The following is a 17,003-nucleotide window of genomic DNA, read 5'->3' on the forward strand; positions in this document are numbered from 1 at the left end:
GTAGATTTACCAGGACCTAGAACAACCCGCCAAAAGTATCCAGGAACATTGAGCTGACACTGGAGGGATCGTCGTAATGCCACATGGTGCGAATCAAGTCGTACATCATGATGGAGCAGACGAGCATCAATCCCGTGGAAACGATCAGCGCCGCGAAGGTGCCTGCCCCCCACTCTGGTTCTGGTGCTGCCATGGCTGCAGCGCCTCGACCACCAAATGAGGCAGGCGCGACAAACTCGGCGTGACTTTCGCCACTCTGGAACGAGTCATCGAAATCATCGTCGTCTGCGTCGTAGATATCGTCGAAGTCATCTTCGTCTTCATCATCAAAGACATCCGAGATGGCATCGTCACTGGCGAAATCATCATCATCCTCGAACATCGCAGACTCGCTGTCTTCGTCGTCGGAATCCAGAATGACCGAACCAGAAGAGCCTCCCATGTCGTCGTCTTCATTCAGCATTAACACACTGGTATCTGCACTTGAATCGGACAGATCAAAACTACTGTCTGCATCATCGTCCAAGGCGGGAATTTCCAGAGTGGCGTCTTTATTAGCAGACATCATCGGAACGGTCTTATCGACGTCTTCCACATCAAATGGTTCGAGAGAAATCCCGCTATCTGCGGTGATGGAAATATCACTGCCAGTGTCGTCTTCCAACGAGATACCGCTCGCATCATCATCTACCAGGGAAATTCCACTTTCATCTGCTGCTTCAAGTGAAATACCACTATCCAGAGGACCGGCGAGTGAAATGCCACTATCCGATGCCAGCGAGATGCCACTGTCTTCTGCCAGAATGGAAGAGTCGTTCGCTTCATCAGAAACCAGAGCAACATCACTATCGCTGCCGAGATCAAAGTCTTCATCAGCGATCAGAGCCACGTCGCTTTCACTACCTGCGATATTGGAATCATCGGCGACCAGCTTTACATCGCTGTCACTGCCGGAATCCAGGTCAAGCATATCAAATTCAGGTTCTGAATCGGCATCGACCAGTTTCACGTCGCTGTCACTACCAAGATCGATACTGGAGTCTTCGGTCAAACGAACATCGCTATCGGAATCTTCTCCCACAGCAACCAGTTCAGGTTCGCTATCCAGAGTCAGGTCATCACCATCATCAACGACGAGACGCACATCGCTGTCGGAACTGCTCAGTTCAACAGGCTCATCATCATCGTCATGGACACTTCCTCGAATCACAGTCGCCTGCTCACCGACTTCATCTTCATCGATGACACTTTCCGCGTTTTCATCCAGTTCATCCCCTTCCAGGATCGCGGAACCGAACAAATCATCGTCGTCTTCCTCTTCAGAAAACAAGGGAATCGCGGGATCGGAATCAGCCTGACGGGATCGACCTAATTCCTCGATATCTTCCATGCGAAATTTCCATGCACCTCGGTCTGCAAATCCGCGAATGTCACCCGCTTCTCTCAAGCGGTTTAATTCGTCTTTTTCCATTCCCAGCTGTGCTGCTGCTTCTTCGAGGTTGAGATATTTTTTGGCCATTGTGGCGCGACTCCGACATCAATGATGTAAATTGAGAATTGAGGATGTGTTTATCGTCATCGGACGCTGGCCTGTGAAATTTCAGTCGTATCAACCCTGAAACTCAGTAGACGAACGCCTTTGCGAAGAACGTACGGGTTCTTTTAATAATGTCAGCGACATTCAGCACTTCTTTTTGAATCCCGGTGAGAACCAGAATTTAGGATCAAGAAGTTTTTCAGAACCCCTTTGTTTATCTATTTTTATTCTAAATTAGAACTGGTCTGTTGCAAGTACCTTCTTGCCGAATCGAACGTTCTTATGCAACAATTCTTGAGCGAACCATTTGTTCAGATTTATCCGGTACTGATTCCCTAAAACAGACCGATTAAACAGGTTATACGGAATATGGCTGGACCGTCCTCGGGGAGAGGGCAAAATCGATCATTTCACTTAGCATCGGACCAGGACAGGCAGGACACTTATTGCCCCAGTTCCCGCTTCAATGCGGCTAACTCAGATTCAATTTGTTCGGAGCGGGAGGGAGCGAGTGTGGGGTCTTCGTCGGGTGTCTCAATGGTGGCTTGTGAGGAAGTTTCTGACAGTCCTGCTTTTTCCGTTAATTCCAATTGCTTGCGTTTTGCTTCCGCTAATCGTGCCTGCAGGGCATGCAAAGTGGTTGTCAAATGTTCGCAAGTCGCCACGGCAGCCTGATGTTGCTGTTCGAGACCCGCCATCAGATCTTCGATTTCCTGTTTGCGAACGAGTGAATTTCTGGCTTCTGCCTCATCCCCTGTGGCTAACGCATTTTTGGCTGCTTCTTTCCAATGAAAAATCTGCTGTTGATGCTCCTGCAATTCTTTCTGAATTGTCTGTTCATTGGCGGTTGCTGTTTTGACACTTCGATTGGCGCCTGCGAGGCCTTCTTTCATCTCCGCAATAATCTGCTCAATCTCTTTGACAGGATCAGCGGCATTATCAAGTAAATGAGTCAGATTACAGGTTACAATGTCAGTGAGCCGACTAAAATAGCTCATTCCCCTCTTCTCCGTACTGTAGTAAATGGTTCATGAAAAGAACGCGAATTCGAAGGCCCTGGCTGAGTCAACGCAATTCGCGACTGTCGGGTTCATTTATTTCTTGAGATCTCAATAATTAAATTAATTGATTAATTCCGCTGCGGCCCCGTCACTCCCAGCAGCTTCAATTTTTCTCGTAATTTCTCTCGGGCCAGCCGTAAGCGGCTTTTGGCGGTCGCCAGATTGGTCTCCATCACATCCGCGACTTCGTTCAGTGTCAGTTCAGAATAATGGTGTAAGGTAAAGGTTAAACGTTGGTCTTCCGGAATTGTTCCCAGCAGTTCATCTACAATCAATGCCAGTTCTTTGATATTGGCTTTCTCTTCCGGCGAAACCACTTCACTGGCCAGTCGATTCAGCGAGTCGTCTTCATCCGCTTTTTTACCGGTATAAGCCTTGATCAGCGCATCGTGTGATCGGCGGCGAATATTGTCAATCAACAGATTTCGCGCCACGCGGTACATCCAGCCCCGGAAGCGCCCCTGAGGCAGATAGTCCCACGATTGATTATAAACCCGTAACAGCGTTTCCTGAGAAAGGTCTTCGGACAGCTGGGAATCCCGCGTATTACGGAAAAAAAAGCCGATCAGAGGGCCCTGATATTTCTCTACCAGTTCATCGAAGGCGCGCAGCTCACCACTTTGAATGCGAATCATCAATTGATCGTCTTCGTTCATGGTGTTCTTTCCGTTGGAAACACGGCGGTCTTAAATGCAAACCGGCGCATCACTGCTTTCTAGAATGATATTCTAATATTGTGATCAGATATCCTGTAGAATTCACCTCTAAACCGCTAACATTTCAGTGTTGAATTACTTTTCACTCAAATCAGTAGCAAAATCAGCAAAACTTCTACACGTCACGGACTATTGTGAGCAGCTATTGAGTACCGCAGGATATTGTTGTGTCGACTACGGAAACTGTCAAAATCGAATTGAACTACGGCTTTACCGGGGAATTTCGCTGTGAAATCGATCCAGAGCGGCTGATCTGGTACCATCAGGCACCAGAGCCGTTAGCAAACGTATTACAGGCAACAGAGCAGGTGCTGAAAAATCCTCTGGAACTTCCCCCACTTGATTTAGCCGTCGTTCCGGGTGACAAACTCACCATCGCCATTGATTTCCAGGTTCCCGCGATCAGCGAAATCATCAATGCCGTCTGGGAGTTCCTCTCCGACTGTGGCATAGAAGCTGGCGACGTCACCATTCTGCAAACGCAATCCGGCGATCCTGAACTGCATCAAACATTAAAAGGCGCCATCACAACAGAACTCCAGGAACAGGCACAGTGGATCATTCACGATCCCGAGGATCAGGAGGCACTTGGCTATCTGGGGACTTCGGCCGGGGGCGAGCGGATTTATCTCTCGAAACATTTACTCGAAGCCGATTTCATCCTCCCCATTGAACTGGTGAGCTTTGATCCGCTGATTGGCTATGCCGGCGGAGGCAGTTCCATCTATCCCGGCTTTTCTTCACAGGAAGCCATCGTCAAAAGCCGAGGACAATCACACCGAGAGCTCACTCCCAAAGAAAGTCGTCCGCTGCGTCAGCTCATTGACGAAGTGGGCTGGATGCTGGGCTTGCAGTATAGCCTGCAGGTCATCCCTGCTGGCGGATTGCAGATTTCCAAAATCATTTTTGGCAGCCTGGAAGCTTCCTTCCGAAAAGCGAAGGAGCTTCTGGATCAGTCCTGGAAACTGGAACCAGAATACAAATCAGAAATGGTTGTGCTTGCCGTTGAAAATGGTCCGGCGGGACACCAGTGGAATCAGTTAGGCCGAGTTCTGGAAACAGCTCGCAATCTGGTCACGCAGGATGGTCGCGTTGTTCTGCTGACTCAAATCGAAGCCGAATTCGGTGAAGGCATGCAGATTCTTTCCAGCTGCCATGAACCACTGGATGCAATCAAGCCACTGCGCGATAAACAGCCCGGCGATCTCGTGGCGGCAACGCAAATGGCGCTCACCGGGGACTGGGCTTTGATCTGCCTGTTGAGTCAAGCCAGCAGCGATGATGTCGAAGAGTTGTTTATCATACCGCTCGAAGATGAAGCCGAAGTACAACGGCTGCTGCAGACAGACGAAACCGTTTCCTTCATCGCCTCAGCGCAACATGCCTACGGGCAACTCAAGCAGGAATAGGACAAATAAGCGAACGCTCTGTTTTAGGTTACGGGTAAGCCTGCTGCTTTGAGGACCGTTTCCTGCACGTGATAGTCGTGGTCGTACGAAAAATCGATGTCCTTTTCGCGGCGGATGATCCGCGCCATATCAGCCACGTCGTCAATGTAGCGCGTATAGCCGTCAAACTTGATGTCCTGCTGTCCTTTGCGGAATTTTCCTTTCGCGTTGGACAGGGTTAAACTGGCAGCCGGCCTGCCGAATGGCTGTAGATGAAAGGTACCTTCTGAGCCACACACGACAATGTGTCTGCGATCAAAGCCGTTGACTTCATTGCAACTCGATTTGACTGTCGCCAGTGCTTTCGGATAGCTGAAGACCGCCAGCATGTTATCCTGCAACGTGTCATCAATGTCAGAAGCATGCTGTGAGAACGCCGTGACTTGTTCCGGCCTGCCGAGAATCTGGACCACCAGATCAATCACATGGCAACCCAGCTCAAACATCATGCCTCCCGGCTGTGGTTCCAGTTTTGCACGGCTGTGGGGATCCATTTTTTTGCTGATCACCGTATGTACCTCAAATGGTTCGCCGAGCCAGCCTTTTTTCAGCAAGTCGCGGAGCAACACCATCCCGGGATTGTAGCGATACATGTACCCCATCTGCAGCAGCAGATGTTTTTGGGCAGCCTGATCCAGAATTCGTTTGAAGTGCGGCAACGAGAGGCCTGCGGGTTTATCCAGGTGAATATGCTTACCCGCGGCGATGCAGGTTTCAGCTGTGGTCAATAGATCGGGCACCAGTGTTTCTACAGCGACCGCTTGCAAGCCATCGATATTCAGCAGTTGTTCCTGCGTCAGAAAAGGGAGCCCCTGATAAATGCCCGTCGATTCTGCATACTTACGCAGCTTGGGATCAGGTTCAACCACCCCCACGACTTCGTATTCGCCCGACTTGCGAAAGGCCTGCATTTTTCCGCCTGCATGCGGATGACCGACGCCAATCTGCCCGACTTTGATTTTCTTCACGATACGATTCCTTTGAGGGAGTGTCCCAGACTATTTGGATTTCACTTCACGGAGTAACCGGATGGTTTCGGCCACCATTTCTTCGCCCCCTCCCGGCTGAATAACCGAATTCATCGGCTCGTAGCCACCTCCCTGATAAGAGAGTCGGGTTGGTATGTAAACCGGATCATTACTGTTGGAGAGTTCAATGACAATCGTCTGACGATAAGGAGAGAGACGTTTGATCGTCAGCCCCAGATCCACAAAGACCTCGCCCGGCAATCCAACGATGGCCGTGTCTTCACCAATCTGAAAGACCTGGATTTCAATCGGAATCGTTTTCCCCGCTCCAGCAAGACTCACGGAAGGTTTTCGTTGCGGATCGGTAAACAACGTTTCTATAGAACCCTGTTGCAGCAGGTCCAGATATATGATTTTAAACGCTTTGACTTTTTCCAGCGTCGGAATTTTCTCGTTGTTTTCAATGCGTTTAATGGTGGCTCGTGCTTCTGCTAAATCGTCACGGGAATAGGACTGCATCGGAATCTGCAGCACAGACCGTCCAAAGGCCAGATCGGGTTTGACTGGCTGCAAATCTTTCATCGCCGTCAGAAATGCTTTGCCTAACTGACTGCCGATAAAGTCCGGCCGGTTGCGTTCCTTCGCACGCGGGTTGACATGGTTGATATCGCCGCAGGTTCCCGCACCGAAGGCGGAAAAGAATTTGGGATCCAGTTCCGATTTCAACATGCGTTCCAGATAAGCGGGAAAGTCGGCGCTGCATTTGTCTCCACCCGTCGTATCGAGGTGCAGGGCATAGACACTCAAAGCACCAACGGGTTTTCCTTCCGGAGAACGAAACATCAGAATGTCCAGCTCCGGATCGATGGGACCTGCAGAACGAACGACGTTCTTGTTTCGAAAGTTAGCCCAGGTGCTGATGGTTCCATCTTTCATGACAAACCGGCGATTAAAGGCCACGTTTGTTTCTTCACCAGAACCGGTTGATAACTGGAGTAATTTCAGATTTTGACTCGCATCCACGGCCGACTGGGCAATCGCTTCCACCAGTGCTGCCGGATAAGAGGTGGGCTTTGTCTTCGGTGTTTTACCCTGCTGAGAAAGAATAAAGCGGCAGAGATCATTGGCATAATCGGGGCCGGTATGCGTATGCGTACCGCAGATCAGAACCTGTTCGCCGGGAATTCCGGTTTGAGATTCGATCTGGTTTCGTACCAGTCCCGCCAGATCTGCCGAGATGCCGAGGATGTCGCAGGCGATGACAGCCAGTCGGGTCTCACCTTGTGCAAAGACCATCGCCCTGGCTTGCAGCGGGTCAAGCGCGCCTGTATTTTTTCGTTCGTGATAATAACCGCTCAGGGGATAGCCGACAGGCGGCGTGATTTCCACAGAAGCCAGACCGACTTTGAACTCATCCGTCTCCGCGGCAAACATGGTGCTGGAAACGGAAAGCAGTACGATAGAGAGAATATGCACGATTCTGAACATCAATTAACTCACTGGAATGACAGGAGGCAGGGGGGAGTCTAGAATAAACACTACGTTTCATCGTAAACAATCGTCTGAAGAAAAACCACTCATTTTCTCTGTGGAAGGGAACAAGATGCGCCGTTTCCTGGTTCTCGCCTTGCTGTTCTGTTGGAATCTGACTCCGGCTGTCGCCTCTACCGACAGACCGAATGTCGTGCTGTTCTTTATCGATGATCTGGGCTGGAGAGATGTCGGCTTTATGGGCAGCGATTTCTTTGAGACGCCCCACATTGATCGACTGGCGCAAGAATCGATGCGATTTTCATCCGCGTACTCAGCAGCCCCCAATTGTGCGCCCAGTCGTGCCTGTCTGATGTCAGGTCAGTACACGCCCCGGCATGGAGTCTACACGGTCGGAGATCCCGCACGCGGAAATCACCGTTATCGAAAGTTGGTCCCTGCCAAAAACAAAACGGTACTGGACGATAAATTTATCACGATCGCTGACACGCTTTCCCAAGCCGGCTATCGTTGTGCCAGTGTCGGGAAATGGCATCTGGGAAAGTCGCCACTCTCGCAAGGCTTTCAAGTCAATATCGCCGGCAACCCGACGGGCAGCCCGCGCGGCGGTTACTTCAGTCCTTATAAAAACCCACAACTCGCCGACGGAAGGAAAGGGGAGTATCTCACCGATCGTTTGACTGATGAAGCCTGCGAATTCATCAAAGCCAATGCAAACACTCCCTTCTTTCTCTATCTGACACATTACGCCGTGCATACGCCGCTACAAGCCAAACAGGCGGACGTCGAATATTTCCAATCCAAGCCCGCAGGAAAACTTCATCAGCATGCAACCTATGCTGCAATGATTAAGAGCATGGATGAAAGTATCGGTCGCGTTTTGGAAACATTGAAAGCACAACAGCTGGAGCAAAATACCATCATCATTTTCACCTCTGATAACGGCGGCTACGGACCAGCGACCAGCATGCAACCGTTACGCGGTTCCAAAGGCATGTTGTATGAAGGAGGCATTCGCGTTCCCCTGGTCGTGAAGTGGCCCGGGGTCACAAAAGCGAATAGCGCCAGTGAGGAACCAGTCATTAACGTGGATCTTTATCCCACTCTGCTGGAAATGACAGGAATACCCCAGCCGGAGGAATATGCGTTGGACGGTACAAGCCTGGTTCACCTGCTGAAAGATCCACAAAGTCAATTGAAAACGCGATCATTGTTCTGGCACTTTCCCGCTTATCTGCAAAAATACAAAGGCATGCAACAACGTTTTCGAACAACACCGGTTTCTGTGATTCGACAAGGCGACTGGAAATTGCTGGAGTTCTTTGAAGACGGACATCGGGAACTCTATAATACGCGGCTCGATATCAGCGAAACGATGAATTTGACAGACAGCCATCCCGAGAAAGTAAAGGAATTAGCAACGGCGCTGCATGACTGGCAGAAACAGGTTCGAGCGGCAATCCCTTCAGAACCCAATCCTCAGTATCGTTCGGGGAATGAATCCAACGATTAATAGAAACGGAAGTCGAGATAGAACATGATGTGGGAAGATATTCTTAAGGATTTTATATACCTCTGGGCCGTCATCGATCCGATTGGGTCCATCCCGGTGTTTATCGCCGTCACTTCCGGGACGAGTCCTGCAGTACAGCGACATATTGCATACCGGGCCATTCTGACCGCAGCCATTGTTTTGATTGTATTTATCCTGGGAGGCCAGTTATTACTCGACGCATTAGAAATTCCACTGGCCGCCTTTCAGATCGCCGGCGGGATGGTACTGTTTCTGTTTGCCTTGACCATGATCTTTGGTGAGAGCAAGCCGGAAGCGGAAATCGAAGAATCACATAAAGTGGATGCTCATCAAAGTAAAGCCATCTTCCCCCTCGCCATACCGTCGATCGCCTCTCCCGGCGCAATGATGGCGGTCGTCTTAATCACAGACAACCATCGTTTTGACATCAGTCAACAACTGATTTCCACACTGACCATGTTAACCGTCTTGCTGATTACTCTAGGCTTTCTATTATTAGCCGGTCCCATTCAAAAATTGATCGGCGATTCGGGCGCCAGCGTCGTCAGTCGAATCGGAGGCCTGATTCTGGCTTCCGTAGCCGTCGATAGTGTTTTGAGCGGAATTAAATCGTACTTCGATATTCAAATACCTGGTTGAATCTGAAAATCCAACCCGGAACCAAGGGGACGCTCATTCGAAATTCGCATCATTTGAGTATGATTCTGCTGCCCGCTCTGGCGATGTCGGTTGGCTGGGGGTTCCGAGGTAATTATGGTCACGAGGCCGGTGCCATGGTCCCCGGTGCTCTGGTCGCGTTAGCTGTCTGTCTTACTTCCCGCCGTCCCGACTGGTGGAACCGGGCCACGATCATGGCATTTCTCGGTGCGATCGGCTGGGCGTTCGGCGGCCAGATGAGCTACGGTCGCGTGATTGGATACACGGCTGGTTCAGAGTTGATTGATGTCACCTATGGTTATGCCAGCCTGTTTTTAATTGGCGCCCTCTGGGGCGGCATCGGAGCCGGTATTCTAGCGTTAGCGCTCACGCTGAAACGTTCAGAGCTGGAACGTTTTTCCTTTCCACTCGGCTTTCTCTGGGTCTTCTGGCTGGCGATGGATTTGAGCGGACTGTCAGGATACCTGCATGAACTCGGGAACTCCTACGATGTCGACTGGGTTGCCGCAGTTTCCGCGGCACTGTTATTCCTGATGCTGTATCGCACCAAGCCAGACTTTCACCGCCCCTGCCGGTTTCTACTCTTGCTTTCACTTGGCTGGTTAGCCGGTTTTTTCATCCTAACACCTGTTCTGGGTTTAAGAATGACTCCCCCGCGCGGTGATAACTGGGCGGGATGCATCGGCCTTTATCTCGCACTCGTTTTCTATTTGAAACGAGAACAGAATACTGTCGCGCTGCGTTTGTCCGCGTATGGGTTTCTGTTTGGCGGGATCGGTTTTCTGCTCGGAGACTTTATCAATATGCTCGGTCGCGGCCAGTGGTCGATTCTGGGAAGCTGGCCGATGCTGCAAGGTCTTGATTACTGGAAATGGATGGAACAGTTTTTCGGTCTGGTCATGGGGGCCGGCATCGGCTGGGGCGCGCAAAGCCTGCTTTCCCAGCAGTCAGACCAGGACCGGCAACCGAATGTAGCTGACTCAAAAGAAGTATACTCACGAGTCCTCGCTGCTCCCGAAGAAGATTCCACCGCACGGGGCATGAATTTCGTCGGACTGATTTTTCTCCTGGTGATTCTCCCCTGGAAAAATCTCCACAAAAATGTCATTCAGTGGCAGAAAGAAAAATGGATTCCCGAAGAGTTCTGGAATCTGCCCGCGGGGTTCTGGTTTCTGATCGTGGGCTTGCTGCTTTCGTTGGCAATCATCGCTGCGATCTGGGAAGCCAGAGGTCAGAAGCTGGCATTGGTCCCCGATTCGAACCTGGGTCGCGCGCAGTGGCTGTTCTTATTAATTCTCTGGATGTCACTCGCAGGCGATTTCAGTAAAGCGTTGCCTCGCCTGGCAGAAAGATCCGTGTTCCTCGTCCAGACTTCTTTTTGGATCACCGGGGCGCTCTGCACACTGCTTGCGGTGAGACTGAAAGAAAGCGATCAAGGGCTGCCCGAACAAGGACTCCCCTGGTCTGATCGACGCTGGTCACTCAGCCCGCTTACAAAACTCGCTTCAATCATTCTGATCGCTACGCTAATTACTTCGGTCGGCTGGCTCACCATTCAGACACATGATGAGCCATTACCGGGAAGTCATTTACGTTTTGAAAATCGGAACACCGATTAGTGGAGTAGTGTGGGATTTGGGTCCCAGCCTGCTACGACGGCATCCGGAGCGAGTACGAAGATTTCGACGCGGCGATTTTTCTGCCGGGCAGAATTATTTGCGTTAGGTACAACAGGTTGGAACATGCTGTAACCAGCAGAACCCATCCGGCCCTGTTTCACACCAAATTTGGAAAGTGAAAGAACGACTGAGTTCGCCCGGTTCGTGGATAAATGCCAGTTTGTAGGATGGCGACGTTGCGTATTTGCTTTCGAAATCGGCTTGTCATCCGTATGCCCCACAACCAGGACATTCAGGCGTGATGCATTGCCGTCATTCATGATTGCGGCAAACTGATTCAGGATCTCTTTGGCCGAAGGCTTGAGAACATCACTGCCGGAATCAAACAGAATGTCTGAGTGAAATTTGCTGACGCCGGTATGCGGATCGAATTCGAAATCAGGATATTTGTTTGCGAGTTCCTGAAAGCGACGGGTTGCTTCCCCATCCAGTGGGCTCGGCTGGCCTTTTGCTTTTTTCATCAGGCTTACATAGCGCTGCTGCATTTCAGAACGTTCAGAATTCAAATTGTCGAGCCGCTTATTGGCGATGTTCAAATTCGATTCCAGCGACTGGGCGCGCATTGCCAGCTGATCGCGTTCGTGCTGCAGTGCGTTCGCCGACTGCTGAAACTGATCACGCTGCATGGACAGTTCCATGTTTTGATCGTAAAGCTGTTGCGAACGATACATGCTCTGACGCAGCTGCGCATTCGGTCCGCGTTTACAGGCTGTCTGAGTCATAGTAAATAAACACACTGCACTAAGCAGGCATACCCGTACGATGATGGGCATCTTCGGTGCTCCTTTATCTCACTCTGAATAGAATCACGATTCCAGTTGCGCAAGTCTTCATAAAAATGTCATCGCAGATTGAGTGCAGACATTCCATGAAAATTCACACAGTCTTGAAAAGCCAGGCTGATTCAAGGAAAGATGAATGGAATAAAAATCAATTTTAATGGGTTGGTAGGTTTTTGAGATGTGACATGCGATTGCATATCCTGCTGGGCAATTGAATTTGTAGTGTGAAGTGAGAGAGGTTTACTCATTCAAAAGCCAACAGAAGCGGATTTATAACGCGTCTGTTTTTTTATGCCAAGAGCAACATGATCAAAAAAAGACAGATTTTAAGAGTTTGAAATATCTACAAAGAAAGCCCAGATTCAAGCTGCGCCTGGTGGAAAAACAGGAGTAAAAAGCAAAAACAGGTGAGGCCTGACAACGAGCCAGACGCCACCTGTTTTGTTGGAGAGTATATTCAATTGCAGTAACGAAAACCGTTTCCGCAAATTAAGGCTCTGATTGAAGCCGTTTCAAATCCTGTTCCAGTAGCTTAATCGCCTCTACCACATTTCTTCGGGCAACGAGGGAAGCCTTGTTTTGAGACAGATCCAGCTTGAAATTTTTCAGAGCCCGTTTTGTCTTGCGGATTTTTTCTGCTTTCGTTAATTCTGGAACTCCCTCTACAGCAAGATCTTCTGCCTGCCAGACTGGGTCTTCCACGGCGACACCATCGACAGGTGCTGAGGTAAAAGCAGGTTCAGTTGAAGAATCAGTTTCTGCCTGTAACGCCAAGGCGTTTTCTTTTTGCTCCTGTTTTAAATTGATCGCATACATATCCAGAATTTCCTGGAGTGAATGCTTATAGGTGCCTGATATTTCGGAAATGACGGGGCCACCAGCATACTCATATTCACGGTAGACCCAATAAGGACCTTCTTGCTGTTTGTGCTTCAAGGAGGCGTCCTGTGCCTTCTGAATTTCAGGTAACAACAAAGCGATGAGAACGGCTATTGTTGCAATAGCCACCATTAATTCGATTAGGGTAAAGCCTCTTTTCATTCCTCTCTTCTTAGATGGGAAGTCACTCACCATCTCTCCTTATTAAACAGATTGACAATATGCTCATCAAACAGTTTCGAGCACATACTTTGAACGCCCGGAGTTATAAGGGCACATGTTTAAGAGAATGTTGCTGTTTGATGATTATCGTGATTTAGAATCGAAGCGAATCACGTGCCAAAGCGGATATCTGACTGACCCTGGCGTTCTTACAAAACACCTATGTTGTGAATGTACCATGAGATAAGAGCATGGATTGACTGACGGTTTAACCAGAATTTATTTTTTGACTCATCAAACAATCACAGCCAGACTTTTGGGATGCCCGATTCTTGTGCAATCTGATTTCCGGGAAATATCAACCGGCAATGTTTGACTGGTGTAAGGCTGAACCCGACCTCACCGGAATCACCGTTTCAGCCGGAGATTGACAGTAGACGGATCATTTCGCGCACAAACTCACAGACAGAAGACAGGCTTACTACTGTATTGTTTCGGGTTCCTGTAATATAAACTGTTTTCAGTGCATACCAATCAAACCGGCGAAAGCCGGTAAGATTCTTCTATTTGATCGCGATGAGGAGACAGACTTGAAACGAATTCTGGGATTAGTAGTCTTAGCGGCAGCGTTGATCGTCGCCTTGATTCTGAGTCAGAATCGGCATGTACCTTTGAAAGTCTCTGGCTTTCTGGAAGCAGATGACATCCGTCCCGGTTCCCGCGTGGGAGGACGAGTCAAACAGGTCCTGATCGAAGAAGGCCAATCCGTGTCCAAAGGTGAATTGCTGTTTGAACTGGAACCCTTTGACTTACAGGAGCGACGCGCCGAAACAGTCGCAGGACTCGCCGAAGCAAAGGCCAATTATGAAAAGCTCGTCGCAGGCTTTCGAACCGAAGAAATTGCCAAAGCCCAAGCTCAGGTTGACCAGCTCAAAGCACGGCTAACATTATTAGTGAACGGCCCCCGACAACAAGAGATCGATTCTGCAGTCGCAGAATTGCAACTGGCGGATGCAGAGTACCGACTGGCAAAAGCAAAACACATGAGGATTGAGACACTCTTCGCCAAAAAATCGGCCTCGAAAGACGAGTTAGATACAGCGAACACGGAACTGCAGGCAACCGCTGCCAGAAAAGAGGTCCGACAGAAGGCCCTTGATTTATTAAAAGAAGGAACACGGATAGAAGAGATTGATGAAGCCCGCGCCCAGTTAAAACAGGCTGAAGAGGCCTGGCAATTATTGAAAAATGGAAATCGCCGCGAAGACATCGCACAGGCTGAAGCCGCTGTGAACAAAGCGGAAGCGGCGTTAAAGGTCATCGACGATCAGATTCTGGAATTGAAAGTGTTTTCTCCTCTCGATGGAACAATCGAAGCGGTCACTTTACAGCCAGGGGACTTGGTCGGCAGTAATGTTCCTGTCATTTCGATCCTGGACTGGAATCATTTATGGGTGCGTTGCTATGTTCCCGAAAATCATCTGGATATTCACGTCGATCAGGAAGTGGATGTGACGATCGACAGCTACCCTGACAAAGTCTTCAAAGGACGTGTGACCTTTGTGTCACGTCAGGCTGAGTTTGTGCCGCGCAATGTACAGACTCCCGAAGAACGTTCCAAACAGGTGTTTCGCATCAAAGTCAGAATCAAAGATCAGGATAAATTGCTCAGACCGGGGATGTCGGCGGATGTCTGGTTAGACAAAAAGGATTCCAGACCATGAGTTCTGTGATCCAACTCAATCGACTGACGCGCGATTTTGGTTCACTCCGCGCCGTCGATCAGGTGAGCTTTGAAGTCGAACGGGGCGCTATCTTCGGCTTACTCGGCCCGAACGGGAGTGGCAAATCGACGATCATCCGCATGTTGTGCGGCGTGCTGCAGCCCACAGGAGGATCGGCGCACGTCTTAGGATTTGACGTCGCACATGATGCAGAACAGATCAAACGCCAGATTGGTTATATGTCGCAGAGTTTCAGTCTGTATTCCGATTTGAGTGTGCGGGAAAATATTGAATTTTATGGTCGCATCTATGGACTCAGTCCCGAGAAACTGGAACAGCGATTTCAGGAAATCATCGAATTGACATCGCTGGGCGATCGGCTGGATCAATTGGCCGGCAGTTTGTCCGGCGGTTGGAAGCAACGTCTGGCGTTAGGCTGTGCCCTGATCCATGAACCGCAGGTCCTGTTTCTGGATGAACCAACCGCAGGTATCGATCCGGTCGCGCGGCGAGATTTGTGGGACCTCCTGTTTGATCTGGCCGGGCAGGGTGTCACGCTGTTTGTCACTACACATTATATGGATGAAGCCGAACGCTGCAGCGATGTCGGATACATTTACGATTCACGCTTGATTGTCTGCGGCAAACCGGATGAATTAAAACATCTGCCCAGCGTCACCCCCGAGGGGACCTCGCGATTTGAAATTGAAACGGTTGACCCCGCCACGAAACTGGCCACCTTTCGCGAATTAGAGGGCGTGCGGGATGCAACACTCTTCGGACAAACTATTCATGTGCTGGCAGACCAGCGTTTATCAGAAACGGACTTGATCGAGCAGATACAGAAAGAAGATAAATCCGTTCAGATCAGACCGATTACTCCGTCACTGGAAGATGTCTTTGTCACGTTAAGCCGGGCAGAAGGACTCAATCATCACGATATAGATCGCTCGAAACAGACACCAGTAGAAGTTTGCCCGAAACCGAAGAGCCCCGAGCCGACAGAATCGAAAGACGTCTCGGAAGACCAACTCGTCAGGAAAAAGCCGGCTCCTGCGCGCGCAGGTCTCATGGCAGGCTTCTGGGCGATTCTGGTCAAAGAATTTTCGCACGTCCGTCGCGAACCGGCAACGCTTCTGTTCGTGTTTGCTGTTCCGGTGTTACAGACGATCATTTTTGGTTTTGCCATTGATACGCAAATCGAAAATATCCCGACGGTCATCTATGACCTGGATGGACGCTCCAGTGCGCGCGAATTAAGAGACGCGTTTGCCAATACGCGTACATTTGAGATTATCAAACGCGTGTTTGATGAGGATGCCTTTCACTACGCGCTCCAGTCGGGTAGAGCGAAAGTCGGAGTCATCATTCCTCCCGATTACTCGGATCGACTGCTACGAGGGGAGCAGGTCTCTGTCCAGGTACTGATTGACGGCAGCGATTCACAGGTCGCAACAACCGCGTTGAACGCTTCCAATCTCCTGGGGCTGAATCTCTCGACCCAAATGGCGAAACAGTTTGCCGAGACTCTGCCCAGGGTCCCTGCCCGCGATGCACAAGGCGCAGCGGCGCTACCGCTCGAAGTCAGGCCGCGACTGTTGTACAACCCGGATCTGGAGAGTTCACACTTCTTTGTGCCCGGGCTGGTGGGGATCATTTTACAGCTGGTCACGCTGTTTCTGACCTCATTCGCAATCGTCAGAGAGCGGGAACTGGGAACGCTGGAGCAATTGTTTGTGACTCCGGTCAGTAAATCCGGGTTGATGCTGGGAAAACTGGTTCCGTATGCGCTGATTGGTTTTGTCGAAACGTTGATCGTATTAACCGTCATGGTCTTCTTTTTTGGCGTTCCCATTCATGGATCTCTCTGGGAATTATTAGTGCTGTCCCTGTTGTTTCTGGTTTGTGGCCTGGGACTGGGAATGTTAGTCTCCACCGTTTCCCGCACACAACTGCAAGCGGTTCAGTTCGCGTTTCTGATTATGCTGCCTTCCGTTTTGTTATCGGGCTTCATGTTTCCGCGTTCACAGATGCCACTCCCTATTTATCTCTTTACCTTCATTATCCCCGTCACCTATTTCCTGGAAATTCTAAGGGGGATTGTTTTGCGTGGTGCCGATATCACCGATTTACTGCCGCATATCATAGGACTCACTCTATGCTGCATTGCAATTATTGGCATCAGTTTAAAGAGATTCCAAAAGCAGCTATCATAAAGGGACCTGAGAATTGGTCTGCTGCAAAAAAATCGGTAGGATAATAATGAAATCAACGCCCGTGGATTGGTTCCACGGTCTCGCAGCAAATACGATTGTCCCTCATCCATTCACACCACTTTGATCTCTCCCTACAGGAGCCTGCAAAT

At 49.9% G+C, this 17,003-nt stretch carries 13 protein-coding genes; 6 read left to right on the forward strand and 7 right to left on the reverse strand.

The features are described 5' to 3' along the window. Nucleotides 1–16: 16 nt before the first annotated feature. The 3 genes from Pan241w_RS25110 to Pan241w_RS25120 all read right to left on the reverse strand — a co-directional run bounded on the left by Pan241w_RS25110 (nt 17) and on the right by Pan241w_RS25120 (nt 3,254). Complete coding sequence (locus Pan241w_RS25110; RefSeq protein ID WP_145221242.1) at nt 17–1,519, reverse strand: helix-turn-helix domain-containing protein; 1,503 nt, start codon at nt 1,517–1,519, stop codon at nt 17–19. Nucleotides 1,520–1,980: 461 nt separating this feature from the next. After that, nucleotides 1,981–2,535: a PspA/IM30 family protein gene (locus tag Pan241w_RS25115; RefSeq protein WP_145221245.1), complete on the reverse strand. Its 555-nt coding sequence runs from the start codon at nt 2,533–2,535 to the stop codon at nt 1,981–1,983. A gap of 131 nt (nt 2,536–2,666) precedes the next feature. Then, nucleotides 2,667–3,254 carry an RNA polymerase sigma factor gene (locus Pan241w_RS25120; RefSeq protein ID WP_145221248.1) on the reverse strand — a complete coding sequence of 196 codons (588 nt, stop codon included), beginning with the start codon at nt 3,252–3,254 and terminating at the stop codon, nt 2,667–2,669. A gap of 227 nt (nt 3,255–3,481) precedes the next feature. On the opposite strand from Pan241w_RS25120, the gene Pan241w_RS25125 reads away from it, so the two are divergent. Continuing rightward, nucleotides 3,482–4,723: a lactate racemase domain-containing protein gene (locus Pan241w_RS25125; protein WP_198000141.1), complete on the forward strand. Its 1,242-nt coding sequence runs from the start codon at nt 3,482–3,484 to the stop codon at nt 4,721–4,723. Between the two features lie 23 nt (nt 4,724–4,746). Here Pan241w_RS25125 and Pan241w_RS25130 read toward each other — a convergent pair whose 3' ends face one another. Both Pan241w_RS25130 and Pan241w_RS25135 read right to left on the reverse strand, forming a co-directional pair. Continuing rightward, entirely contained in the window at nt 4,747–5,730 is a 984-nt protein-coding gene (locus Pan241w_RS25130; RefSeq protein WP_145221254.1) for a Gfo/Idh/MocA family protein, read from the reverse strand. Between the two features lie 30 nt (nt 5,731–5,760). Continuing rightward, on the reverse strand, nt 5,761–7,218 hold the full coding sequence (locus tag Pan241w_RS25135) for a neutral/alkaline non-lysosomal ceramidase N-terminal domain-containing protein (protein WP_145221257.1): 1,458 nt from the start codon (nt 7,216–7,218) through the stop codon (nt 5,761–5,763). A 115-nt stretch (nt 7,219–7,333) separates the two neighbouring features. Between Pan241w_RS25135 and Pan241w_RS25140 the strand changes: the two genes are divergently transcribed. From Pan241w_RS25140 to Pan241w_RS25150, 3 genes are read left to right on the forward strand one after another with little or no spacing between them, the layout of a single operon-like run. After that, entirely contained in the window at nt 7,334–8,734 is a 1,401-nt protein-coding gene (locus tag Pan241w_RS25140; protein ID WP_145221260.1) for a sulfatase, read from the forward strand. A gap of 27 nt (nt 8,735–8,761) precedes the next feature. Further along, on the forward strand, nt 8,762–9,394 hold the full coding sequence (locus Pan241w_RS25145) for a MarC family protein (RefSeq protein WP_145223511.1): 633 nt from the start codon (nt 8,762–8,764) through the stop codon (nt 9,392–9,394). Next, the gene (locus tag Pan241w_RS25150) at nt 9,391–11,031 is read left to right on the forward strand and encodes a hypothetical protein (RefSeq protein ID WP_145221263.1); all 1,641 of its coding nucleotides are present in this window, start codon (nt 9,391–9,393) and stop codon (nt 11,029–11,031) included. Before Pan241w_RS25145 ends, Pan241w_RS25150 begins: the two co-directional genes overlap by 4 nt. On the opposite strand, the gene Pan241w_RS25155 is transcribed toward Pan241w_RS25150, so the two are convergent. Together Pan241w_RS25155 and Pan241w_RS29945 are read right to left on the reverse strand one after the other, a co-directional pair. Further along, complete coding sequence (locus Pan241w_RS25155; protein WP_145221266.1) at nt 11,028–11,864, reverse strand: OmpA family protein; 837 nt, start codon at nt 11,862–11,864, stop codon at nt 11,028–11,030. The genes Pan241w_RS25150 and Pan241w_RS25155 overlap by 4 nt on opposite strands. A gap of 498 nt (nt 11,865–12,362) precedes the next feature. Further along, nucleotides 12,363–12,914: a type II secretion system protein gene (locus Pan241w_RS29945; RefSeq protein WP_198000143.1), complete on the reverse strand. Its 552-nt coding sequence runs from the start codon at nt 12,912–12,914 to the stop codon at nt 12,363–12,365. A gap of 590 nt (nt 12,915–13,504) precedes the next feature. Between Pan241w_RS29945 and Pan241w_RS25165 the strand changes: the two genes are divergently transcribed. Beyond that, a complete protein-coding gene (locus tag Pan241w_RS25165; RefSeq protein WP_145221271.1) occupies nt 13,505–14,638 on the forward strand; it encodes an HlyD family secretion protein in 1,134 nt (377 codons plus the stop codon). Further along, nucleotides 14,635–16,854, forward strand: a complete 2,220-nt coding sequence (locus tag Pan241w_RS25170; protein WP_145221274.1) for an ABC transporter permease — start codon at nt 14,635–14,637, stop codon at nt 16,852–16,854. The genes Pan241w_RS25165 and Pan241w_RS25170 overlap by 4 nt, the downstream gene beginning before the upstream one ends. The last annotated feature ends 149 nt before the right edge of the window (nt 16,855–17,003 follow it).

Origin of the sequence: Gimesia alba, from assembly GCF_007744675.1 — a bacterium.
GTDB classification, from domain to species: domain Bacteria; phylum Planctomycetota; class Planctomycetia; order Planctomycetales; family Planctomycetaceae; genus Gimesia; species Gimesia alba.

Excerpts from the sequence above, each read along its gene's own strand:
- Pan241w_RS25110 (WP_145221242.1), bottom strand. The coding sequence starts at position 1,519 with ATGGCCAAAAAATATCTCAACCTCGAAGAAGCAGCAGCACAGCTGGGA.
- Pan241w_RS25115 (WP_145221245.1), bottom strand. The coding sequence starts at position 2,535 with ATGAGCTATTTTAGTCGGCTCACTGACATTGTAACCTGTAATCTGACT.
- Pan241w_RS25120 (WP_145221248.1), bottom strand. The coding sequence starts at position 3,254 with ATGAACGAAGACGATCAATTGATGATTCGCATTCAAAGTGGTGAGCTG.
- Pan241w_RS25135 (WP_145221257.1), bottom strand. The coding sequence starts at position 7,218 with ATGTTCAGAATCGTGCATATTCTCTCTATCGTACTGCTTTCCGTTTCC.
- Pan241w_RS25140 (WP_145221260.1), top strand. The coding sequence starts at position 7,334 with ATGCGCCGTTTCCTGGTTCTCGCCTTGCTGTTCTGTTGGAATCTGACT.
- Pan241w_RS25145 (WP_145223511.1), top strand. The coding sequence starts at position 8,762 with ATGTGGGAAGATATTCTTAAGGATTTTATATACCTCTGGGCCGTCATC.
- Pan241w_RS25155 (WP_145221266.1), bottom strand. The coding sequence starts at position 11,864 with ATGCCCATCATCGTACGGGTATGCCTGCTTAGTGCAGTGTGTTTATTT.
- Pan241w_RS29945 (WP_198000143.1), bottom strand. The coding sequence starts at position 12,914 with ATGAAAAGAGGCTTTACCCTAATCGAATTAATGGTGGCTATTGCAACA.
- Pan241w_RS25170 (WP_145221274.1), top strand. The coding sequence starts at position 14,635 with ATGAGTTCTGTGATCCAACTCAATCGACTGACGCGCGATTTTGGTTCA.